General features: G+C 34.6%; 18 protein-coding genes. 8 read left to right on the top strand and 10 right to left on the bottom strand.

Translation table 11 applies throughout. The features are described from left to right. Positions 1-170 precede the first annotated feature (170 nt). On the bottom strand, positions 171-1,772 hold the full coding sequence (locus GOQ17_RS14165; RefSeq protein ID WP_159638431.1) for a glycoside hydrolase family 31 protein: 1,602 nt from the start codon (positions 1,770-1,772) through the stop codon (positions 171-173). 21 nt (positions 1,773-1,793) lie between these two features. After that, positions 1,794-2,660 carry a DUF808 domain-containing protein gene (locus GOQ17_RS14160; protein ID WP_159638429.1) on the bottom strand — a complete coding sequence of 289 codons (867 nt, stop codon included), beginning with the start codon at positions 2,658-2,660 and terminating at the stop codon, positions 1,794-1,796. A 112-nt stretch (positions 2,661-2,772) separates the two neighbouring features. On the opposite strand from GOQ17_RS14160, the gene GOQ17_RS14155 reads away from it, so the two are divergent. Continuing rightward, on the top strand, positions 2,773-3,522 hold the full coding sequence (locus GOQ17_RS14155; protein ID WP_159638427.1) for an isocitrate lyase/PEP mutase family protein: 750 nt from the start codon (positions 2,773-2,775) through the stop codon (positions 3,520-3,522). A gap of 107 nt (positions 3,523-3,629) precedes the next feature. Here GOQ17_RS14155 and GOQ17_RS14150 read toward each other — a convergent pair whose 3' ends face one another. Both GOQ17_RS14150 and GOQ17_RS14145 read right to left on the bottom strand, forming a co-directional pair. Continuing rightward, a complete protein-coding gene (locus tag GOQ17_RS14150; RefSeq protein ID WP_159638425.1) occupies positions 3,630-4,142 on the bottom strand; it encodes an ankyrin repeat domain-containing protein in 513 nt (170 codons plus the stop codon). A gap of 69 nt (positions 4,143-4,211) precedes the next feature. After that, positions 4,212-5,738, bottom strand: coding sequence for a catalase (locus GOQ17_RS14145; RefSeq protein WP_317163277.1), 1,527 nt, complete (start codon positions 5,736-5,738; stop codon positions 4,212-4,214). 102 nt (positions 5,739-5,840) lie between these two features. On the opposite strand from GOQ17_RS14145, the gene GOQ17_RS14140 reads away from it, so the two are divergent. The 6 genes from GOQ17_RS14140 (at position 5,841) to GOQ17_RS14115 (ending at position 17,427) form a co-directional block, all read left to right on the top strand. Next, the gene (locus GOQ17_RS14140; RefSeq protein WP_159638423.1) at positions 5,841-6,779 is read left to right on the top strand and encodes a LysR substrate-binding domain-containing protein; all 939 of its coding nucleotides are present in this window, start codon (positions 5,841-5,843) and stop codon (positions 6,777-6,779) included. A gap of 282 nt (positions 6,780-7,061) precedes the next feature. Beyond that, positions 7,062-10,232 (top strand): SusC/RagA family TonB-linked outer membrane protein, encoded by a 3,171-nt coding sequence (locus GOQ17_RS14135; protein WP_201288627.1) that lies wholly within the window; start codon positions 7,062-7,064, stop codon positions 10,230-10,232. 4 nt (positions 10,233-10,236) lie between these two features. Continuing rightward, positions 10,237-12,048 carry a RagB/SusD family nutrient uptake outer membrane protein gene (locus GOQ17_RS14130; protein WP_159638421.1) on the top strand — a complete coding sequence of 604 codons (1,812 nt, stop codon included), beginning with the start codon at positions 10,237-10,239 and terminating at the stop codon, positions 12,046-12,048. A gap of 5 nt (positions 12,049-12,053) precedes the next feature. Further along, on the top strand, positions 12,054-12,722 hold the full coding sequence (locus GOQ17_RS14125; protein ID WP_159638419.1) for a DUF3823 domain-containing protein: 669 nt from the start codon (positions 12,054-12,056) through the stop codon (positions 12,720-12,722). 31 nt (positions 12,723-12,753) lie between these two features. Then, positions 12,754-14,601, top strand: coding sequence for a glycoside hydrolase family 2 protein (locus tag GOQ17_RS14120; RefSeq protein ID WP_159638417.1), 1,848 nt, complete (start codon positions 12,754-12,756; stop codon positions 14,599-14,601). Positions 14,602-14,880: 279 nt separating this feature from the next. Continuing rightward, a complete protein-coding gene (locus tag GOQ17_RS14115; RefSeq protein ID WP_159638415.1) occupies positions 14,881-17,427 on the top strand; it encodes a DUF5686 and carboxypeptidase-like regulatory domain-containing protein in 2,547 nt (848 codons plus the stop codon). Between the two features lie 144 nt (positions 17,428-17,571). Here the strand turns inward: GOQ17_RS14115 and GOQ17_RS14110 are convergent, their stop codons facing one another. The 5 genes from GOQ17_RS14110 to GOQ17_RS14090 form a co-directional block, all read right to left on the bottom strand. Then, a complete protein-coding gene (locus tag GOQ17_RS14110; RefSeq protein WP_159638413.1) occupies positions 17,572-18,210 on the bottom strand; it encodes a YciE/YciF ferroxidase family protein in 639 nt (212 codons plus the stop codon). A 64-nt stretch (positions 18,211-18,274) separates the two neighbouring features. Next, on the bottom strand, positions 18,275-18,775 hold the full coding sequence (locus tag GOQ17_RS14105; RefSeq protein WP_159638411.1) for a hypothetical protein: 501 nt from the start codon (positions 18,773-18,775) through the stop codon (positions 18,275-18,277). A 100-nt stretch (positions 18,776-18,875) separates the two neighbouring features. Next, positions 18,876-20,006: a serine hydrolase domain-containing protein gene (locus GOQ17_RS14100; protein ID WP_236537160.1), complete on the bottom strand. Its 1,131-nt coding sequence runs from the start codon at positions 20,004-20,006 to the stop codon at positions 18,876-18,878. A gap of 15 nt (positions 20,007-20,021) precedes the next feature. Next, a complete protein-coding gene (locus GOQ17_RS14095) occupies positions 20,022-20,750 on the bottom strand; it encodes a DUF3307 domain-containing protein (protein ID WP_159638409.1) in 729 nt (242 codons plus the stop codon). Next, on the bottom strand, positions 20,744-21,349 hold the full coding sequence (locus GOQ17_RS14090; RefSeq protein WP_159638407.1) for a hypothetical protein: 606 nt from the start codon (positions 21,347-21,349) through the stop codon (positions 20,744-20,746). Before GOQ17_RS14090 ends, GOQ17_RS14095 begins: the two co-directional genes overlap by 7 nt. A 188-nt stretch (positions 21,350-21,537) precedes the next feature. On the opposite strand from GOQ17_RS14090, the gene GOQ17_RS14085 reads away from it, so the two are divergent. Then, entirely contained in the window at positions 21,538-22,398 is an 861-nt protein-coding gene (locus GOQ17_RS14085) for a PPK2 family polyphosphate kinase (protein ID WP_159638405.1), read from the top strand. 6 nt (positions 22,399-22,404) lie between these two features. On the opposite strand, the gene GOQ17_RS14080 is transcribed toward GOQ17_RS14085, so the two are convergent. Continuing rightward, positions 22,405-23,367: a bile acid:sodium symporter family protein gene (locus tag GOQ17_RS14080; RefSeq protein WP_159638403.1), complete on the bottom strand. Its 963-nt coding sequence runs from the start codon at positions 23,365-23,367 to the stop codon at positions 22,405-22,407. Positions 23,368-23,385 lie beyond the last annotated feature (18 nt).

Genomic DNA, 23,385 nt, shown 5'->3' with positions numbered 1-23,385 from the left:
TGCCTGTGGCTTCCTTCAGATTCCACCTCACGGTGGACACCCTTGCCTTCGGCTAACACTTCCAACTGTAATGGCGTGTTCGGGACTTGCACCCTAGAGTTATCGCCCATGCCGGGCGCACAACAAAGAAACCGGCTTACATTGTAATCCGGTTTTGATTTATTAATTAACTATTTGATTTTCTCAAAATAAGGTAATCTTGAAAGTGGAACATCCAATTTATAAGTTTTACCACCTTTGTAAACTTTCCCCAAATCATCTTTCCATCTATAACCCTTTGGTAATTTCACTTCCCGCTCCAACTTATCGTCTACAACGGGTGCTACTAAATACTTATCCCCAAGCATAAATTGATCCGTTACAGTTGCAAAATTTTGATCAGGAAATTCATATTCCATGTGTCGCAAGATCGGGTCTCCTGTCTTAGAAGCTTGACGTGCATTTTCTAAGATATAAGAGCCAAATTTTTCGTGTAGGACCGCACATTGACGCACAATTTCTAAATTTTCTTTGCTCAATATACGCCAGGGAGCTACAGAATATTGCATCATTGGCATCAAGGCATGAACCTGAGCAGAACGCACAATTAATGATTGGTCAAAATCATCAGATTTCAAATTTAAGAATGTTGTAAATTCACCTCCGCCAATCATATCAGGACAGGTATAAGCGTACCCTAACAAACCTGCAGCAATCATATCTGGAATCAATATACGTACTGAATTCCAAGAATAAGTCTTATCACCCAAGCGCTCAACTAATGGTTGACCACCCATTTTCCAACCGGCACGGTACTCATTAAACGGAAACTCCAGACCTACTTTTTCCCAAGCTAATGTATGGTCTACTGCCAATGCTTTCTTATTGTAGCTATCGATCAGGTTTTCATTGTAAAATGCATTATCTCCAGCATCAAATTTGAAACCATCAATACCATAATCAGCTTGCATTTTTTTTAAAATACCTACAAAATGCTTGAAAGCATCCGGATTTGTCAAATCATAACACGCAGATTGACCATTCCACCAATTCAAAATAGCAGGCTCATTTATTCCCTTTTTCTTGATTAAATAACCCTTTTTAGCCAATTCACGATATTCTGGACTATCAGGACTCACAAAAGGACAAACCCACAGCATGACTTTAAAACCTTGAGCATGAAGTTTTTGCACCATACCTTTTGGATCTGGAAATTTCTCTGCTCTGAAATCAAAGTTGCCATAATAACGCTGCCAATTATCATCAATCATCAATACCCCTGTTGGAAAATTATTATCCAAAATATCCTGTGCATATTTCAAAATATCATCTTGGTTTTGATTATACATCAATTCAATCCAAGTATTGTATTGCGGTTTTGTGAAAAATTCCTCCGCAGGAAGTACACCGTTAGCTGGAAAATATTTTGCACTAGCCGCTAAGTAAGCAGATTTTAAAGTTGCACCAGACTGCTGTACTTTTAATTCTTCATACTCTGATTGAAGAATAATTTTATCAGTTGTCACTTTGAATTTAAATGGTTTCTCACTCCATATAAATCGTCCTTTGTTTGATACAAATAAAGGAACAACTTGGTTATTCCAATTTTCCCTTGCTAAGTCAAATTCCTTAGCGGGTTTCAGAAAAGGCATAGTCGATCCTTGTGCTACTACTCCTCCCCACCAATATTCATCTTGCCCAATTTGTAATTCTACAGTGGATTTAGATTGCGAAAAACCAAGATGAATAGTAAGGAAAAATAAGAATAGGCTTAGAATTGATTGAATTCTCATAATTTGTTATAGTTTAGTTTATTATTTTTTTACTCCATTAAGAATTTTTTTAACCATTGTAATCACAATAACAACTATTATCCCCATTACAAGGCCAATTAAAGTTTCTTTTAAAGTAGGATTCCAAGTTGGAAATAAATGATGGAAATACTCAATATTATGCGCAAAGATTCCTCCCGAAACCATGAGCAAGGCAATGGTACCAACAATTGATAATACTTTAATTACGATGGGCAAAGAATTCACCAATCCCTTTCCTAAAAATGCAAGAGCACCTTCATTTTTAGAACTTTTGATTAATTTGTACCCAGCATCGTCCATACGAACTATCAATGCTACAATACCGTATACACCTACTGTCGCTAACAAAGCTACCACGGAGACAGTCATAATCTGAAGACTTAAAGGCTTATCCAATACTGTACCTAACGCAATTATGACAATCTCTACAGATAAGATAAAATCCGTTGTAATGGCGGATTTTATTTTCGCACGCTCTACGGCATCACCATCCATATTGACGGCTTCAATAACCTCTTCACCTTTCTTTGCTCGATGAAATAAAAATTCAACGATCTTCTCTACGCCCTCGTATGCTAAATATAATCCTCCTAAAACTAAAATGACTTTAATAGCAATTGGGAAAAACACATTTAGCAAAATGGCTACAGGAATAATAATCAATTTATTGATAAACGAGCCTTTTGTGATAGCCCACAAAACAGGTATCTCACGTGAGGATAAAAATCCTGTTGCCTTCTCTGCGTTAACTGCCAGATCATCCCCCAATATACCTGCAGTTTTTCGTGTCGCAATTTTACTCGCCACAGCGACGTCGTCCATTAATGCTGCAATGTCATCCAACACTGCGAAAATTCCTGATGCCATGTATGTTTTTAGCTTTGCCTATAAAAATATAAATTTTAGCGAAAATAAAGTGTCATAACTGAAGAAAACATTTTATATCTGTAGATTGTTCTACTAATAAAACTAGATAAATATGCCATATCAAAATTTTAAAAAATTACACGCTCAGCCGAAATTACTTATTTTAGGAAATGTGTGGGATGCCCAGTCAGCAAAAATTGCAGAAGATGCAGGTTTTAAAGCATTAGGTAGTTCGAGTCACGCTATCGCAAATGCGATGGGATACGAAGACGGTGAAAAAATTACCGTAGATGAATTACTCTTCGTTGTTGAAAGAATAGTTAAAGCAGTTAAAATCCCTGTTTCGGTAGATTTTGAATCGGGATACTCTGATAATCCTGATGAAGTCGCTAAAAATGTAAAAAAATTTGTTGATCTAGGTGTAGTAGGAATAAACTTAGAAGATGGACAAGTAGAAAATGGTAAACGTGTATTAGGTGATTCGGATCTGCACAAGCAAAAAATAGAAGCTATTAAAGCCGAAACCAACAATATATTTATTAATGCGCGAACAGATACATATACAACCAAACACGCTTCTGCATTGGATGAATCTATCAGACGTATACAATTATATAGCAAGGCTGGAGCAGATGGAAGTTTTGTTCCATTGATTGAAACAGAGGCAGATATTAAAGCATTTTTGGAAGCTACTACCATTCCTTTAAATGTTTTTCTAACTCCTAATTTACCATCAATAGAAGAACTTAATAAACTTGGTGTAAAAAGAGTGAGTCATGGCGCAAAAGTGTACGAATGGCTTGTGACACAAAACACTAAAGTGTTTCAAGATTTCATCAATAATCCGAAATTACCAAAGTAGTTTTCACAAAATTAAAAAGTACCATTGGCTTTATGCCGAATGGTACTTTACCCCAATTTAATCCGTCCAAGGATATAAGCTATTTTTCTATAGTATATAGATTCGAATTATTTTAATATTTCCACCATCGCGGAATTTTCTTGAAAAATCGCATGATCCAAAGCTGTCTTACCTGTGAAATCTTTAATAGATTTATCAGCCCCACTTTCTAAAAGATTTTTAGCAATCTCATTTTGACCAAACGTAGCAGCGAATACTAACGCTGTTGCACCATTAAAATTTTGCTGATTAACATCGACCTTATTAGCTACTAGCAATTTTACCAAACGTGGATTTCCCTTAAATACTGCACCCATTAATGCCGTATTTCCACTTTTGTCCTGTGCATTCACATTCGCTCCATTTTTAAGCAGCAAATCCGCTACATCAAAATTATCATTGTAAATGCCCAAAATCAAAGGTGTGAACCCTCTTACATTAGCCGTATCAATCACACCTCGATTTTGGATATATTGTTTTACAAAAGTAGTATCATTTGATCTTGCTGCAGAGAAAATATCTTGTCCAAAAACAATTGAACTACAGAATAATAATGATATGATTAAGAATAAATTTTTCATGACTATAAATGTTTTATAAAATAGTACTAGCAAATTGTAACTGCTAGCACTATTTATTTGTATAGGATCCTATTTTTTAATGTATTTTTCTACATCACTCCATGTAGTGTTTGTAGCTTTTAGAAGACGTGTACCATATTCTTTATCTGCTTGATAGAAATGAGCAATCATCTTGTGAACTATAACTTTATTCTTTACTGCGTTCAAAGCTCCTGACAAATTTTTTATTAAATTATCTTGATCTTTTTTCGCAAATGAGCTATACAAGTCACCGGCTTGCGCAAAATTGTTTTCTTTATCTATAGTTGATTGCGCTGTACTTGTTCCTACTGGGAATACAGATTTAGAATATTTAAATTTAGTATCTTCCTTTACCTCAGGAAGGTTTGTTGATGGTTGATAATTTATATCTCCCGATTGTTGGCGTATGGACATATAACCATCTTGGTTGTAAGTCTTCACTTGATTCTTAGGTTTATTTACTGGAATTTGTTGAAAATTACCAGTTAAACGGTGACGCTGCGTATCGAAGTATGAAAATAAGCGACCTTGCAATAATTTATCTTCTGAAGGCTCAATACCAGGAACCAATGTAACTGGAGAGAAAGCCGCTTGCTCTACTTCTTGAAAATAATTATTCGCATTTCTGTTCAGTGTCATTGTACCTACAAAAACAGATTTAGCAACTTTTTCTGGCCAAATTTTAGTCACATCTACTGGATTGAAATCCAATCTGTCGAAATCTTCTCTCTTTAGCATCTGAACATACAAATCCCATTGTGGAAAATTTCCTTCATTGATAGCATTGTACAAATCTAAAGTTGCGTGTTCAATTTGCGTGGATTGAATAGCATTTGCTTCTTCTTGAGTCAAATTTCGTTCCCCTTGTTTAGGTTTCCAATTGTATTTTACATACGTAACCTCTCCTTTTTCATTAACCCATTTATACGCATGAACACCATTTCCTACCATTTCACGGTAGTTGGCAGGAATTCCATAATCCGAAAACAGCCAAGTTAACATATGTGTTGACTCAGGAATATTGGAAAAGAAATCAAATATACGATTAGGATCCGATGCGCCATTTGTCAATGGAGATGGTTTAAATGCATGAACCATATCTGGAAATTTGATTGCATCACGGATAAAAAATACAGGCAAATTATTACCAACTATATCATAATTACCTTGCTCAGTATAAAATTTTACAGCAAATCCACGCGGATCACGGTAAGTTTCTGGCGAACCTTGTTGGTGTGTTACGGTTGAAAAACGAACAAACAAAGGAGTTTTACGACCTGCTTGTCCTAAAAAATGTGCCATAGTCACATTCGAGAAATCTTGCGCAGCAACGAATTCACCATAAGCACCAGCACCACGCGCATGAACTACACGTTCTGGAATGCGCTCTCTGTCGAAAGCTGCTAATTTTTCGATTAAATGTATATCTTCTAATAAAACTTGACCATTATTTCCAATAGTCTTTGAATTTTGATTATCTCCAACTGGCGTCCCAGTATTAGTAGTCAATGTTTGTGCATTGCCAGATAAAGACATCATTGTAAATGCTAAAATCGAAAGCTTCCTCATCTTCATATTAGTTGTTTGTTTAATTATTTTGATGACGCGAAAGTAGAAGAACTTTTTTATTAAATAATGTTGAAAATATCTAACTTTGATTAGATAAAATCTAACAACATGAATATTCAACAGTTGCAATACATTGTCGCAGCAGACGAACATCGTCATTTTCAACGCGCTGCGGAGTCTTGTTTTGTTACGCCTGCAACCCTAAGTATGATGATCAAGAAACTAGAAGAAGAATTAAACATCATAATTTTTGATAGAAGTAAGTATCCAATTGTACCAACAGATATTGGAAATTCAGTTATTGAGAAAGCTAAGACTGTTTTATACCATATAAAGGATCTTGAGAGTACAGCCAAAGATAATAGCAATGATATGTCAGGTGAAATACGTATTGCAATAATTCCGACACTTTCCCCTTATCTCAGCCATCTTTTTATTCCATCATTTATAGAAAAATATCCTAACTTAAGAATAAAACTTTATGAGTGGAATACAAATCAAATAATCGAAGCATTAAACCATGATCGACTAGATATTGGTATTGCAGCGACACCTTTAAATAGACAAGAATTAAAAGAACATCCACTATTCTACGAGGAATTAGTTGCTTACACAACAGACAGAAACCTTACAGAAAATAAGGAATACCTTGCACCACAAGATATTAATCTTAAACGACTATGGCTACTTGAAGAAGATCATTGTCTGCGTGCCCAAGTAGCGAATTTGTGTTCTTTAAAAAACAAATATGGTAAAAATATCCAGTTTGATTTTGAAGCAGGCAGTATAGAAACTCTATTGAATATTGTAAATATAAATGAGGGTATTACTGTAATTCCTGAATTAGCTATACAATCATTATCTGAAAAACGGAAAAGCGGAATCAAACGTTTCGTGTCACCAGTACCTGTTCGTGAGATAAGTATATTGACTTACCGTTATTTCACCAAAAATAAATTAATTGAGCTTATTTCTGATGAAATAAAAAAAGCTGTACAACCTTATTTAAATAACATGAATAGTGAAAAACACATTGTTGAGATATAATTAATTTAGGTAAAAAACCTAACAGAAATTTTACGAAATAAATTCAATTACTACCTTATTTAATTAACCTTCATATAGCAATTATATCAAGAATCAAATAATGGTATAGACACATCCCCTATTATAGATTTATCTTACAATATAGTTTTAAGGCAAATCTAATTTGCTCTATTATTTTTAATTGAGACAATTCAGCAAAAATTTGAGACGATATGGATTTAAGTTTTTTTCATAAAGAAATATATTTGATTAACTATTATAAACCATTAATCACAAATTCCTATGAAAAGAAGATTACTAAAATCTTGGAAGACTTGCTATTTAATAGTCTATGGAATGTCATTGTCCACAATTCCTCAGCTAATCCAAGCAAAGGAAATTTCATTCCATAATTTGGCTATTGTCCAGCAGAAAATCGAGGGCGTAGTGAAAGATGCCAATGGTATACCATTGGAAGGTGTAACAGTACATCCAAAAAACAACCCTGTTAGTCAAACTAAGACCGACTCAAATGGTATTTTCTCCTTAAATGTTGCTTCTGAAAGTATTACATTGGTGTTTACTATTGTAGGTTATGAAACATTAGAAATTCCTAATGCAAAAGGACCTATGAATGTTACGCTACAATCAAGTACCGAAGGAATTGATGAAGTTGTGGTCGTAGGATATGGCTCTATGAAGAAAGAATCACTCACGGGAGCAATTTCTACAGTAGGATCAGAAGATCTATCAAGATCTGTTGCGGCAACAACTTCTGGCGCTTTAGTAGGTAAAATTGCGGGTGTGAATAGTCGCATGCCTGACGGAAGACCGGGAGCTTCTACAAGTATTAATATTAGGAATATGGGAACACCACTATATGTAATAGATGGTGTACAAAAAGATGAAGGTCAATTCAATAACCTGGATTTCAATGACGTTGAATCTATTTCTGTATTGAAAGATGCATCTGCAGCAATATACGGTGTGCGTGCAGCTAATGGTGTAATTGTGGTAACTACCAAAAAAGGAAAGCGTAACGACCAAAATGAATTTAATATCAATTCTTATTATGGTTGGCAAAATATGTTTCGATTTCCAAAACCAGCTTCTGCGACAACTTATATCCGCAGCTATATACAATCAGATGCTATTCAAGGTGTATCGAACCCTTTGTATTCTTTAGAGGATTTAGAAAAATGGGAAATTGGTGAAGAAAAAAATTACCGCCCATTTGATTGGTATGATTATATACTTGAAACAAGTCCTCAAACATATATCTCGGGAAATACTAGCGGTGGTTCTGAAAAGATAAACTACTATTTTAGTGCAGGACATCTTAATCAAAAATCCATAATAAGAAATTATGGTGGATTCAATCGTACTAATGTACAATTAAATATTGATGCAAATGTATCGCAAAAATTAAAAATTGGAGCCAATTTAAATGGACGTATAGAAAAACGTAGACAACCAGGCGTACCTGGTGCTGATGATACTTGGCAAGCGCTCTTTGCTATTTATAGAAATTTACCTATTGCACGACCATTTGCCAACGATAATCCTCTTTATCCTACGCGCACAGCATCTAATACAGAGACGAATTTTGCTATGTTAAATTATGATCTTTCAGGAGAATATAAAGAGACATGGCGCGTTATGCAATTGAATTTTAACGCAGAATATAAATTTAATGACAACTTAAAGTTAACTGGATTGGTGGGCTATTATTTGGCAAACAAATGGATGGATAACCAAGAATTTACTTATAAACTTTACGGATACGATGAGGCTACGGATACATATCCAGTGATATTCAGTATGGACAACCCATGGCGTGAGCGAGATATTCGTCAAGTGGAAGAGTTGAGTTATCAGTCCACATTAAATTATAACAAAAGTCTAGGAGATCATAATATAAACGCTGTATTTGCTGCTGAAGCAATTAAAAGAGAAACTCCTGGTTTCTGGATTCATGATCGACCTGCGTCTAATGCTTTGTCATTACTTTATTTCCAAACCATGGATACATTTAATGACGATGGTATAAACCCACAAGCTAGAGCTGGATTTGCAGGGAGATTTAACTACGATTATGCGAGTAAATACTTATTAGAAGTGTCTGCAAGATATGATGGTTCATGGAAATTTCCTCCAAATAAAAGGTGGGGTCTTTTCCCTTCTGTGTCAGCAGGATGGAGAATTTCGAATGAAAATTTTTGGAAAAACGGTTTACTGGGTGAAAAGATTCAAGACTTAAAAATCAGATCCTCCTATGGTGTACTTGGTGATGACAATCTTGATGCTTGGGGATATTATGCCTTTGGATTCCTTCCAGGATATACATATAATACTGGCGGTTCTGCTATCGATGGTAATTTTGTGGTAGGAACTCAACCACGAGGATTACCTGTTACAACATTATCTTGGATAAGAGCTAATTCATTCAATGTTGGAATTGATTTCGCGGTTTTAGGAGGAAAACTTACTGGTGCTATAGACTATTTTAATCGCAAGAGAACTGGACTTCCAGCGTCTAGATATGACATTTTAATACCTTCAGAAGTAGGATTTAGTTTACCATATGAAAACTTAAATTCGGACATTCACCGAGGAATGGATGGAAATCTTACATGGCGCAGTAATTTCAAAGATATAAATTATTTCATCGGGGGTAATTTTACCTATGCAAGACAACTTGATGGTGAACAGTACAAACCACGCTTTGGCAATTCGTACAATGTATATAGAAATTCTATTACTAACCGTTATGCATTCTTAAATTGGGGATATGTATCTGATGGACAATTCCAAAATTGGGAAGAAATTCAAAATCATGAAATTGACAATGATGGCCGAGGTAACACATCCTTAAGACCTGGTGACGTTAAATACGTAGACGTAAACGGAGATAAAGTAATCAATGGTCTCGACCAAAGACCTATAGGATACAGACAAGGTGGATTACCATATTTGAATTATGCTTTGAATTTAGGATTTCAATATAAAGGTTTTGATATTGCGGGAGATTTCACTGGAGCATCATTTGCATCTTTCCGAAACAATTGGGAGTCTCTTCTACCCTTCCACGATGGTGGTAACAACGCAGCATATTACATGGAAAATCAATGGATGCTAAGTGATATTACAGATCCTAACTCCGAATTGATTCCTGGAAAATTCCCTACATTATTACGTGGCAATCAAAATCATAGTAACTACTGGCATAGTGACTTTTGGTTGATGAATGTTACATACCTCAAATTAAGAAATCTTCAAATTGGATATTCACTTCCTAAATCACTAATAGATCGTTGGGGAATGAAGAATGTACGCATCTATTCGATGATGCAAAATGTATTTAGTATAGACAATTTGGGTAAAATGGAAATAGACCCAGAAATTACGGCGGAATCTGGGGTGCAATATCCTACCAACAGAGTAATCAACGTTGGATTAAACTTAACATTCTAATAACATGAAAAAATCATCCATCATATTAGCGTTGTCAACTGCATTAACATTTAGTGCATGTGACAGTTTTTTGGATCAAGAATCTCAAAATATCTTAACCGAACAGCAAGTTTATTCAGATGACAATATGGTTTTATCTGTTTTAGCAAATTATTACGGCCGCATCAGCTGGGGACAACACCTTGGAGATGTGGCTTCTATGGCTATTTTAGATGAAGCAGGCTTTTCATCAGGAGGACCTAACAACCGTCAAAATTATGAAGACAATCTTTGGCGTGTATACGATTATGGACTGATTCGTGATTTAAATATGTTTATCAATGGAATAAAAACATCTACGCTTTCCGCGGCATCCAAAGATAATTACGAAGGAGAAGCTCGTTTTATTCGCGCCTGGGTTTATTTTAATATGGCTAGAACATTGGGAGGCGTACCACTTATTGGCGATCAAGTGTTTGACTATTCGAGTGGAACTTTGGCTGCCGATTTACAACACCCAAGATCAACGGAAAAACAAGTATACGATTATATCATAAGTGAATGTACGGAAATCAGTGAAAAATTAAAACCTAATAAAACTACTAACTCATCAAGAGCTAATAAATGGACTGCTTTATCGTTAAAAGCACGAGCTGCTCTTTATGCTGCATCCATAGCCAAATACAACTACAAAACGCCTGATGTTATTACACCGGGTGGTGAGGTCGGTATTCCTTCTACAGAAGCTAATACTTATTATAATACAGCCTTAGAAACGGCAAATGAAGTCATAAATAATGGACCTTACCTACTTTATCAAAAAAATGCAGACAAAGGTCGCAACTTTTATGAAGCTGTGAGTTTAAAAGGTAGTGAAGAAGTAATCTGGGCTAGAGATTATAAATACCCAGGACAAACCCATATGTTTACCAATAATACAATTGCCTCTTCCGTAAGAGGTGATATCGATGCTAATATTGTAACACCAATCCTAAACCTTGTCGAAAGTTTTGAGTATAAAAATAACCGTAATGGAGATCTTAAACTTACAGCTAACGGAGATTATATCTATTATGACAACCCATCTGATATATTTGCAGACAAAGATCCTCGATTGTATGGAACGGTTATATACTCAGGTGCTGACTTTGCAGGTTCTACAATAGTTTATCAAGCTGGAGTTCGCTATTTTGAAGACGGTCAATGGAAAGTTAAAACAGCAGCGCCTGGAGCTAATGAAGCTCCGTACGGCTTAGTTACAAGTGTAGATGGACCGACCACATCGAATGACCAATTTGTGAATAAAACGGGTTTTAATCTTAGGAAGTTTGTTGAAGAAAACAGGGACGCTTCTACACGAGGTCGAGGAAGTGATATGTGGTTTGTGAGGTTTAGACTTGCGGAATTGTATCTTATTTCAGCAGAAGCATCACTAGAGTTGAATAAAGCTCAAACTGAAGTTGCTTCATATATCAATGCAATTAGAAATAGAGCCGGTATACAACCGCTTACTCAAGTTACTCTAAATGATATCATCCAGGAACGTCGAGTAGAACTAGCTTTTGAAGACCATAGATATTGGGATTTAAAACGTTGGCGTATTGCTCACGAAGTCTGGGATGGACAAAATAGCAATCCTAAAGCTGTCCATTACGTTTTGTTTCCTTACAAAGTGTATGCACCCGGCACTGATAAACATAATAAATGGGTATTTGAAAAAAGAGTAGCAAGTCATACAATGAATCCTCGTTACTTCAGATATCAAAACTACTATAATTTCATTGATCAAAATTGGTTAAATAGTAACCCAAAATTAGTTCGTAACCCTTATCAATAGTCGCTATGAAATTTAAATATATTTTTATTCAAATTGTATCGATTGGTCTTTTACTCTCTTGTGGGAAAGACAATTATGACGAACCTCAAGCTACGCTAACTGGACGTGTGGTGCACGAGGGAAAACCAATTGGTGTCCGAGGGTCTAATAACTCAGTAAGACTTCAATTATGGCAAAATGGATTTGCCCTCAAAACCCCAATTGATGTCTATGTTGCGCAAGATGGATCATACACGGCAAAGTTATTTGATGGTGACTATCAACTGATAACAGTATCTGGAAACGGTCCGTGGGCACACAGTACAGACACTCTTCAAGTTCAAGTGAAAGGTAATACAACTGTTGATATTAATGTACGTCCTTACTATACACTTGAAAACATACAATATCAATTAAATGGGACTAAATTGCAAGCCACCTTTCAACTTAACAAAATAGATGAAACACGCAATTTAGATAATGTGAATTTATTAATAAATGATACAAAATTTGTAGATTTAGGTAATTTTGAAAAAAGATCATCTATTGATGGAAATCAGTCAGGAGCTATTACTATTGAATTAGATATAGCAAACGAACTTAATACAAAAAACACTTTGTTTGCGCGTGTTGCCGTCAAAATGAATGGTATTACCGAAGCTGTCTATGATCCTAATATTTTCAGGGTTAAATAACCAAAATGTAAACCAAAATAAATTATTAAACATGTTAAAAAAATCACTTGCTATTGCTTTAATTTTAGCTGCTACTTTTTCAGACGGTATAGCACAAAACTGGAAGCCTGCTGGAGACAAAATTATGACTCCTTGGGCTGAAAAAATCAATCCAAATCAACCACACCCAGAATATCCACGACCTCATTTAGAGCGTAAAAATAACTGGAAGAATTTAAATGGTTTGTGGAAATATAAGATAACCAATAAAGATCATTCGGCTATCCCTACATCTTGGGATGGTGATATTTTGGTGCCGTTTGCCGTTGAATCAGCTCTTTCAGGTGTTGGAAAATCTCTTTCCAAGGATCAAGCTCTTTGGTATAATAACACTATAAAAGTTCCTAAGAAACGTAATGGAAAAACGCTTTTACACTTTGGGGCAGTTGATTGGAAATGTGATGTGTACGTGAACGGAGTATTGGCGGGTAGCCACGAAGGTGGCTTTGACCCATTTACAATTGATGTCACAAGTCATCTAAGTAAAAATGAAAACCAAACTATCAGCATACGTGTATGGGACCCAACAAGTGATGGTCCACAGCCAAGAGGAAAGCAAATACTAAACCCACACGGTATTTGGTACACACCAGTATCGGGAATTTGGCAAACTGTATGGCTAGAAAATGTTCCAAATACTTACATAGTTTCTACCAAGCATACCCCAGATGTTGATAATTCAGTATTGCAATTTTCAGCAGATGTATCTAATGCTTTAGCAGATGATCAAATCCTTATAGAAGCCTATGACAATGGAGCAAAAATAGCGGAAGCAACTGCAAATTCTGGTACTTCCATAAACTTAAAACTAAACAATCCAAAATTATGGTCTCCAAATTCACCGAAATTATATGATTTAAGTGTTAAAGTGCTCCGTAAAGGTAAAGTAGTTGACGAAGCAAAATCATACTTCGCAATGCGAAAAATCAATGTAAAAAATGATGCCCAAGGCGTAAAGAGAATGTATCTGAATGACGAATTTGTATTCCATTATGGACCATTGGATCAAGGGTGGTGGCCAGACGGATTGCATACTGCTCCTTCGGATGAAGCACTTAAGTTTGACGTTATTAAAACCAAAGAAATGGGCTTCAATATGATTCGTAAACACATAAAAGTTGAGCCTGCAAGATGGTACAGACACTGCGACAGTATAGGAATCTTGGTTTGGCAAGATATGCCATCAGGTGATTTGGGGGGAAATATTTGGGATATGCAACCTGGTAAGATCAGAGCGGGAAAACATGACAAAGACCGTACCCCTGAATCTGAAGCAATTTTCCGTAAAGAATGGAAAAGCATAATGGATGCATTACATAACTTTCCTAGCATCGTAGTTTGGGTGCCATTTAATGAGGCTTGGGGGCAATTTAAAACTAAAGAAATCGTTAATTGGACAATCAACTATGACAAGTCTAGATTAGTAAATGGCGCAAGTGGTGGTAACTTCCAAGAGCCTGGTCATATATTCGATATTCACAATTACCCTGACGCAATTATGCCTGATCCTAATATTTATGGAGATAAATATGTATTAGCATTGGGTGAATATGGAGGTTTAGGATTACCTATTGAAGGGCATACTTGGCAACAAAAAGATAACTGGGGTTATCAATCCTTCAAGAACAAGGAAGATTTAAAGAGAAGATATGAAGAAGTAGTCCACGAACTATGGAGACTTATTCCGTTGGGTTTGTCTGCGGGAGTTTATACGCAAACAACTGATGTAGAAGTCGAAACCAATGGCTTAATGACTTATGATCGTAAAGTCATTAAAATATCTGAACAAGAACTAAACAAGATCCATAGTAAACTCTATGATAAAAGCTTAGTTAAATAGCATCAATACAAAAGGCATTCTTCATAGAATGCCTTTTGTATTTAAAGTCGAACCATTAGCTATTATTTCATTAAAAGGTTTTTATTTCAATCTCCACAGTTGTTCCCCTCCCAATTTTAAGTATGCATTTGTAATAAAATTGTATACTTGACTCTCTTTTATCACCAAAAAGTCAAACTCATTTTAGCTTCTTTTTATTAAGCAAAATAAATATTTCTTTTGCAGTAGAATTTTTGAACAATTTATACAAAAAGTCAAAAATATTTATTTTAGCTCGTTATGAATTACTACATAAATAGAAGTATATTAATACTTATTGGCATATTTTTTAGTTTGGTTTCCATAGCACAATCGTTCACAATTAAAGGAACGGTGACGGATAAGAATACACAAGAGCCGATTGAATTTGCAACCATTGCTATTGTTGGAGGATCTCATGCAACCAAAACTGATGAACAAGGTAATTTCGAGTTTACAATTCCAAATAGAAGTTTAAAAGTTAGGGTATCCTATGTAGGCTATCCTTCGCAAGACATAGATTTATCTTCTGGTAAAACTCAATTCAACATTGAACTAGCTTCAGAAAATGAAATTGCTGAGGTCATAGTAAAACGTCCAAAATTAAAATATTCTAACAAGAATAATCCTGCGGTAGAATTGATTAGAAAAGTTATTGCTAATCGAGACAACAATCGCTTAACTGGACAAGACTTTGTAGAATTTGAGCAATATGAGAAAATTTCACTTGGACTAAGCAATCTTTCTCCAAAGTTTGTAGGCAGAAAAGCCTTCAAAAATTATCAATTCCTATTTCAAAAGCAATCTGATACTACTTCTACATATATGCTTCCAGCGTTTATGGAAGAGAAAGTTTCGAAAGTGTATTTTAGAAACGATCCCAAGAAGACAAAGCAATACATCATCGCGGAACAAAAGGCAGAATTCGACCCAAAATTTGTAGATAACCAAGGATTGTCTAATTATTTTAATAAGCTGTATGATAAAGTTGACATTTATGATAATAATATCACACTTTTGACCAATCAATTTCTAAGTCCTATTGCGAACAGTGCACCGACATTTTATCGCTTTTATATTACGGACACGATCAAAACATCAACTCCATACCTTGTAGAATTAAGTTTCTTTCCACGTAGTAAGACAGACTTCTTGTTCCAAGGAAAATTGTATGTCACTTTAGATGGTCAATATGCTGTTCAAGGTGCCAAAATGAAAGTTAGCGATGATATTAATTTAAATTTTGTACGCGATCTAAATATTGAATTGTCATTCGAAAAGGACAATTTGAATAAATACTTTCTAAGTAGAAGTGCTTTAGGGATTGATTTTGCTTTAACAGAAAAAGGCACTGGTGTTCAAGGCAATCGTGAAGTATATTATACGGATTATGTAAATGGGAAGCCAAGACCAGATTCTTTATACGCAGGGGCAGAAGTGGAAAAAATTAACCCGAGTTCATCTGTTCCAAATCAAAAACAATATTGGGCGGGTTTGCGTCAAGCCCCATTAACAAAACAAGAACTTTCAATTTATCAGAACATCGACTCCCTGCAAACTATGCCTTCTTTCAGAAGATTTATGGATGTTGCTGCACTAGTATTATCGGGATATAAACAAGCAGGTCCCGTAGAAATCGGTCCCGTAAACACATTCTACAGCTACAATCCTATTGAAGGTTTGCGACTGCGGATAGGTGGTCGTACGACCGAGCAATTGAGTACGAGATTTTTCTCTGAAGGCTATGCTGCATACGGATTTGAGGACAAAAAATGGAAGTACTTCTTAAGTGGAACTTATTCATTGAACAATAAATCTGTTTATAAATTCCCACAACATTATATTCGAGCTTCTTATCAACACGATACTAAGATCCCTGGTCAAAACCTAGAATTTATCCAGGAGGACAATGTTCTATTATCGTTCAAGCGTGGTGAAAATAGAAGTTACTTGTACAACGATATTTATAAATTAGAATACAAAGCCGAGTTTCAAAAAAACTTCTCCATCAATGCTGGACTGACAAAATGGAGGCAAAATCCCGCTGGCGTCATTCGCTACCAAATCATTCCGGAAGTTGGAGATCCCTTAAATATTCATGAATTAAACACTGCAGAGGTTTCATTGGGATTCCGATGGGCACCAAAAGAACAATTTTATCAGGGTAAGTTGTACCGAACTCCTATTTATAACATATATCCAATATTTAATTTCAATTATACAGCTGGTATTAAAGGATTTTTGGGTGGAGAATATAATTACCACAATATAAGCGCAGGTGCTTTCAAACGTGTTTACTTATCCCAATTTGGCTACGCAGATGTGAATTTAGATGGAACTTACGTCATAGGCGATAAAATTCCCTATCCTTTATTGACATTGCACCGTGCCAACCAAACATATGCCTATCAATTGCAATCCTATAATTTGATGAATTTCATGGAATTTATTTCCGATCATCATGCAGCATTGAATGTACAATATTATATGAATGGCTTTATTTTAAATAAATTACCCCTTATTAAAAAGTTGCAATTGCGCGAAGTATTCAGCTTCAAAGGAATATATGGTGGATTACGTGATCATAATAATCCTTCTTACAATAAAGATTTATTTGCATGGCAGAGAAATTCGATTAATGAAATATCATCATTTACTTTCGGAACTAAACCTTATATGGAGGCTAGCGTAGGTTTAGCTAATATTTTTAAAGTATTGCGTATTGATTATGTACAACGACTAAACTATCGCAATCACCCAAATGTATCTAACTCAGGTATTCGCGCAAGAATAAAAGTAGATTTTTAATCGAGTGTTTTAAATAGTTTGTGATTGATCTGTTTTTCCTAAAAACAGTTTGTAATGCGAAGTTAATCTTCGCATTTTTCATAAATAAAAAATTGGGATAAACACTGTATACCCCAATTTCTTTGTACGTATAAATACAATAATTTATTCTGCTTTAGAATTTAAATTTGTGTCAGCAAGATCAGTTAATGTTTTATCACATTTCTTTTCCTCTTTCAAAGTTTCTAGTAACAACTTCAGCGCTTCTTTATGTCCTAAAACTTTAGCAAAGGCAGCTAATGTACCATATGTTGCTATTTCATAATGTTCTACTTTTTGCGCAGCTGCTATAATACCTGCATCACGCACAGCCCCCACTTGAGTTTCTTTCATGATACCTTTGCCTTCTTCTAACAATCCAGCCATAGCATCACATTTTTCTGCACTTGCCTTTTTACCGATTGATTTAAAAGCTGATTCCAAACGTTTAATATGTTCCTCAGTTTCCAAAAGATGACTTGCTATAGCTTCTTTGAGCTTTTTAGCAGAAGCATTTTTTTCCATTTTGGGAAGTTCTTTTTTTAACGCCTTTTCCGCCCAATATATATCTTTAAGACCATCTTCGAATAAATCTTGCAAGTCTTTAGCAGCATCTTTTGCCGCTTCAATTTTAGTTGAATCAGCCTTTTTGCTTTTAGGACTATTTTTAGATTTTGTATCCATTTTTTTGGATTGCGTATCCTTAGATTTAGCAGTAGAATCCTTTTTTTTCACTGCATCCTTCTTATTTTTTACTGTTGCCATAATTATTAGTTTTGTGTGTTATACATACAACAACAATAAACAGGATATAATGTTTTACTTTAGATTACCTAGCTAATAAACTCAACTCTTCTGAATTATACATTTTCGCACCTTTGAGGTAATTATAAATAATATCTTTCGTTTTTTCATCTTGTAACTTATACAAATTAGCCACTAAGAATTCTTTATCTTCCTCGATATTATTTTTGTAGCCTAAAAAATCAGGAATATAATATTGAATACATAAGCGAATAAATCGCAATTCTGTATTATGTGGTTCTGTTTTGATTTGGCTCTCCAACAATTTTTTCCCGTCTTTAAAATAACTCATTTTTTTGATCGGATTATTGGTATGTTTAGCCATGAACATATGAAATGCAGCTTCATAGCCCTTTTCTAATGGAGTTTTGGCATTAGCCTTTAGAGAATGTAAATATTTTTTACAAAGACTTTCATCTTTTACACCTTTATTGAAATCTTTGCGAACGTCATGTAGGCTTATTGATTGAGCTTCTGCTGTAACTAGAAAAAATACAAAGACAAGAGTTCCAAAAAATTTACCCATAATTTATGCTCCTTTATAATTTAATTATAATCATAAAGCTAGTTACAAAAAATAAGCCAATTGTTAGAACTCTTACATCAAAATAAATATTTGTAGTTATTTATTTAATAAGCTTTTCATACAACATATTGATGACATCTGAAGTCAATGCGACATGACCATCTTTGTACGTTGGAACACATCCGTTAGTTATGACCACAATTCCATACTTTTCCTTTGGGTTGAAAAACATGGAACTATATAATCCATACGCTGATCCTGTATGTCCAACCAGATGCTGTCCAGGGATTAATTTTGTTGTCTCTAATAATGCTAAACCGTATCCTTCCTTATCCGAAATTTTTGTTTGCATTTGTTTTGAAAACTTTTTACCCAAAATCTTAACCTTCCCAGACTTTCCATAATTCATATGCATAATCATATATTTAGCCAAATCTACTGCAGAGATTTTCATTCCTCCTGTCGGAGAAAAAATTGGCGTACTCTCCGCTAGCTTGTAATTGCGTATTTCTTCACTCCTTGGGTTATAAGCTAAAGGTTGCAGGACAAATTTGTCATTCTTATTATCGTAAGAATATAATGAAGCAAATCTTGTATTATCCAAAGAGTCTATACAATAGCCTCCATATAAGCTTAGGGGGTTTAAAATTTGTTGACGTATGTAGGTATCAAAACGAATATTAGTTAACTTTTCAAGAACAGCACCTGCAATATTAAAATTCAAATTACAATATTGATAATCCGCCCCTGGTTCATACGCATTATAACTTTTTTGCCAATCTGGATTCTTTGATGGATTAATTACATCCAATTCAAAATAGCCATTTGCATCATTTATACTTGAAGTATGCGAAAGTACCATTCGCAAGGTGATTTTGGTATTTGGAAATTTTGGATTTCGTACTGGAAAGCCAATCAAATCTCCGAAATCATCATCCAATGAAATCTTTTTCTTTTCGACCAATTGCATCAATGCTGTAGCGGTGAAAGATTTTGAAATAGAAGCTATCCGAAAGATATTTTGATTCACATCCAATGGTGTATTATTTTCTATTGAGCTCTGCCCCACTGCATTTTGTTCAATTATTTTACCATTCTTCACCACCACATAAGCGACCCCTACGGCTTTATATTGATCGGAAATTTTCTTTACTTCGGTTTTTACATCCTGGGCAAAAAGTGACACATTACATATGATCATGATCATACAGCTAGCAATTGTTTTTTTCATAGTATAGATAATGTTTTAGGTATATTTCAAGGCTAATCGTAACGCATATCCTATCCCAATAGCAATAACAAAACTTGCCAAGGTGCCTAATAAGATATACTCCGTAAATTTAGTATCTTTTGCATTAGTTAAGTCACCAAATCTGAAAATAGATTTTGCCGCTAATAAAAATCCTATTCCCGACAAAAATCCTACTTGTATAAAAAGCACAATAATTAGCCTTTCCATAATACCAATCAATAAGCCAGCGTGCAATAAACTTTCTTTACGCTTGGCTCTAAATTCGAATTCCTTATCCCATTTGGCAAAAAATAGCCTCAAGAAAACAGGACTTACTACGGTTATCAATAATAACGCTATTCCATACAAAAGTATATCTGTTGAAAACCATACTTCATGATTCCATTTATTAACTCCAAAACTATAGAATACTAACCCTAGTAATACCGCAATATGCATTATCTGATCTATACAAAAGAAAAGTAACGGTTTTGTTGGATACTTACTTTCCAATCCTATCTTCAAACTGTCAATAGCTAGGTGAGACAATGTTATGCAAGCTATTGGAATCCAAAATTCTTGTAATTGATTATAAAAAAATAAACCCAACAAAATTGCATGAATGCCAACATGTAGTAATAAGTAGCCTACATTTTCTTTGCGCTTATCGACCATTGATTTCGTTTGAAATACGAAATCACCTAAAATATGAGCTAACAGAAATTTTAAAAATACGACTAACATCTTTTTATCAAATCTTTGGTACAATAATCAATGGTCATTTTTATTTTTTGCCAATTAGCATTTCCTAATTCTGTGCTAACCTGACTTTGGTATTTTCTTTTCAATAATCGAGCTAATTCACTTTGATTCGCGGTTGGGGTTCTGATCTGCATCAACACGGTTTGTGCCATATTAATAGTCCATCTTTTTGCTAACTCCATTGCTAATTGCAACATTATATTTGTAGGCTCATTCCATTCAGCCCAAGGTGACTTCACATAAATAAGCTCTTTATCAAGAGTGTCAAAAGCTTCTCCCGAATTAATTAGTGCCTCACCCGTCGAATTTTTAATATGATCATCCCAATAAGATACTTCGCCCACTCCCAATCCTATACGTACGTCAAGTTTATCTACTGTTCGTAAAGCAGATTTTATCAAAAATATTGCTTCAATACTCTTATCTAATGGAACCGCAACTTGAAAGCTATCTCCTCTAAAAATATCGAAATTATTCGAATAAAACTTAAGACTTTCTTCTAAAATTGGTAACCATTCTTGAATATCTGCGTGACGGGAATTTACAATGTCACCTGTTAGTATAGCATATATATTTTTCATATTTGTAACTTTTGCAAAGTTTAAATATCATTAAAATAAGTGATAATTCAAAATATCATTAAAATGACTGATAATTAAAGTTATCATTGAAAAGAATGATACTGCAATATGCAACGTAAAATCCTCGATTTAATGAAAAACAATATCCATCATCAAATGTTGTTAACATAATTATTAAAGTTCGGAAAATGAAAAAACTAAAGGCTGACAAAGACTTCAAACTATCAAATTATCCTACTAAAGAAGATAAAATAAATCCTGATAAGGCTAAAAACGATCTCAAAGATTTAAGAAAAGAGATCGCTAAAATTCAGGATAAAATGTATGCGCAGAATAAATACAGCGTACTTATCTGTCTGCAGGGAATGGATACAGCTGGAAAAGACTCTTTGATTCGAGAGGTTTTTAAAGATTTTAATGCACGAGGGGTAGTCGTACATAGTTTCAAAACACCAACCTCTAAAGAACTACAGCACGATTATCTATGGAGACATTATGTAGCACTGCCAGAGCGAGGCAAATTCGCTGTTTTCAACCGTACACATTATGAAAATGTGTTAGTCACACGTGTTCATCCTAAGTATTTATTACATGAAAATTTGCCTAAAATAAACGATACCAAAGATGTAAAACCATCATTTTGGAAAGCACGATTTGAGCAGATAAATGCATTTGAAAAACATATCACGCAAAATGGAACAATCATCTTGAAATTCTATTTACACCTAAGTAAGGACGAGCAAAAAGAAAGATTGCTAAGAAGATTGGAAGAAGAAAATCACAATTGGAAATTTTCTCCAGGCGACTTGGAAGAGCGAAAATTATGGGACAAATACATGGAGTCTTATGAAGATGCTATTAAAAACACTTCTACAAATTACGCACCTTGGTACATTATACCTGCAGACGACAAGAAAGTAGCCAGATATTTAGTCGCCAAAAAAATTCTTGAAGAACTGAAAAAACACAAAGATATAAGCTATCCTGAATTACCTGAAGACATTGAAAAAGATATCGCATCCTATAGAGATGAACTAGAAAATGAATAAAAAGTATTAATCTTGGCTTCTATTGTGATACTTCTGAGCTATAAAAGTAATGATGAAAATTTGAATTGCGTGATAAATCATTAGCGGTAAAAAATACAATCCGGCAAACGGATTATTGAGAAAAATGAATTTACCAAATACACTTCCATGTGTTAAGGACTTTTTTGACCCACAGAATAGTGCTGTAATTTGATCTTCTTCAGAGAATTTCAAAACATATCTACATAGAATGTATAAAGCACTATATATCAAAACAAATAACGCAATTACCCCCACAAACAATTCGACCAAGTACTGATTAGTTAATGCTTCAAAAACACCACTTGTAAAAGAATGGGCAAAGCTACTGTATACTATTAACAGAATAACCGACTTATCAAAATTGGCAAGAATCTTACTATATCTCAAAGCCCAATTTCCCAAAAATTTCTGTAAAAGAAGACCTGCGACTACGGGAACAATTATTTCTAGTATAAGCCCGCTATATACATCTGACAAAACATTTTGGGTGGTAAAATCTAAAAACAAACTCATCCATAAAGGAGTAATGGCGACACCAATAAGACCAGATATACTTGCATTAAAAATTGCTGCTGGAATATTTCCTTTGGCTAGTGATACCATAACTACAGAAGAAGAAACAGTTGACGGGAGAGCAGCTAAAAAGAAGAAACCAATCCAAGTATTCTCTGCAATATATTCGCCAATAAAAGGTCGAAATAGCAGTACAATTAATGGGAATATAAGAAAAGTAGCTAACTGTACAACCACATGAAGCTTCCAATTCTTTAAGCCAGATTTAATTTGCTCAAAACTCAATTTTAACCCATAAAAGAAAAAGATTAATGAGACACCAATAGACGTAACAGTATCTAAAAACGCTCCATCTTGAAAAGTGGCTAACCCGGGAAAGAAATATGCTACAAAAATGCTAAGAAGAAGATATACTATAAAAAGGTCAATTTTCATATACCTTCAAATATAGAG

The organism is Sphingobacterium composti, from assembly GCF_009829075.1.
Taxonomy (GTDB): Bacteria; Bacteroidota; Bacteroidia; order Sphingobacteriales; family Sphingobacteriaceae; genus Sphingobacterium; species Sphingobacterium composti.
Note: the sequence above shows the minus strand (reverse complement) of the source record. Positions and strands in the feature narration are given on the sequence as shown.

Bases quoted from the DNA above. Each gene is read 5' to 3' on its own strand.
- GOQ17_RS14165 (WP_159638431.1), bottom strand. From the start codon at position 1,772: ATGAGAATTCAATCAATTCTAAGCCTATTCTTATTTTTCCTTACTATT.
- GOQ17_RS14080 (WP_159638403.1), bottom strand. From the start codon at position 23,367: ATGAAAATTGACCTTTTTATAGTATATCTTCTTCTTAGCATTTTTGTA.
- GOQ17_RS14150 (WP_159638425.1), bottom strand. From the start codon at position 4,142: ATGAAAAATTTATTCTTAATCATATCATTATTATTCTGTAGTTCAATT.
- GOQ17_RS14145 (WP_317163277.1), bottom strand. From the start codon at position 5,738: ATGAAGATGAGGAAGCTTTCGATTTTAGCATTTACAATGATGTCTTTA.
- GOQ17_RS14115 (WP_159638415.1), top strand. From the start codon at position 14,881: ATGAATTACTACATAAATAGAAGTATATTAATACTTATTGGCATATTT.
- GOQ17_RS14125 (WP_159638419.1), top strand. From the start codon at position 12,054: ATGAAATTTAAATATATTTTTATTCAAATTGTATCGATTGGTCTTTTA.
- GOQ17_RS14155 (WP_159638427.1), top strand. From the start codon at position 2,773: ATGCCATATCAAAATTTTAAAAAATTACACGCTCAGCCGAAATTACTT.
- GOQ17_RS14120 (WP_159638417.1), top strand. From the start codon at position 12,754: ATGTTAAAAAAATCACTTGCTATTGCTTTAATTTTAGCTGCTACTTTT.
- GOQ17_RS14100 (WP_236537160.1), bottom strand. From the start codon at position 20,006: ATGAAAAAAACAATTGCTAGCTGTATGATCATGATCATATGTAATGTG.
- GOQ17_RS14140 (WP_159638423.1), top strand. From the start codon at position 5,841: ATGAATATTCAACAGTTGCAATACATTGTCGCAGCAGACGAACATCGT.
- GOQ17_RS14135 (WP_201288627.1), top strand. From the start codon at position 7,062: ATGAAAAGAAGATTACTAAAATCTTGGAAGACTTGCTATTTAATAGTC.
- GOQ17_RS14090 (WP_159638407.1), bottom strand. From the start codon at position 21,349: ATGAAAAATATATATGCTATACTAACAGGTGACATTGTAAATTCCCGT.
- GOQ17_RS14130 (WP_159638421.1), top strand. From the start codon at position 10,237: ATGAAAAAATCATCCATCATATTAGCGTTGTCAACTGCATTAACATTT.
- GOQ17_RS14085 (WP_159638405.1), top strand. From the start codon at position 21,538: ATGAAAAAACTAAAGGCTGACAAAGACTTCAAACTATCAAATTATCCT.
- GOQ17_RS14095 (WP_159638409.1), bottom strand. From the start codon at position 20,750: ATGTTAGTCGTATTTTTAAAATTTCTGTTAGCTCATATTTTAGGTGAT.
- GOQ17_RS14110 (WP_159638413.1), bottom strand. From the start codon at position 18,210: ATGGCAACAGTAAAAAATAAGAAGGATGCAGTGAAAAAAAAGGATTCT.
- GOQ17_RS14160 (WP_159638429.1), bottom strand. From the start codon at position 2,660: ATGGCATCAGGAATTTTCGCAGTGTTGGATGACATTGCAGCATTAATG.
- GOQ17_RS14105 (WP_159638411.1), bottom strand. From the start codon at position 18,775: ATGGGTAAATTTTTTGGAACTCTTGTCTTTGTATTTTTTCTAGTTACA.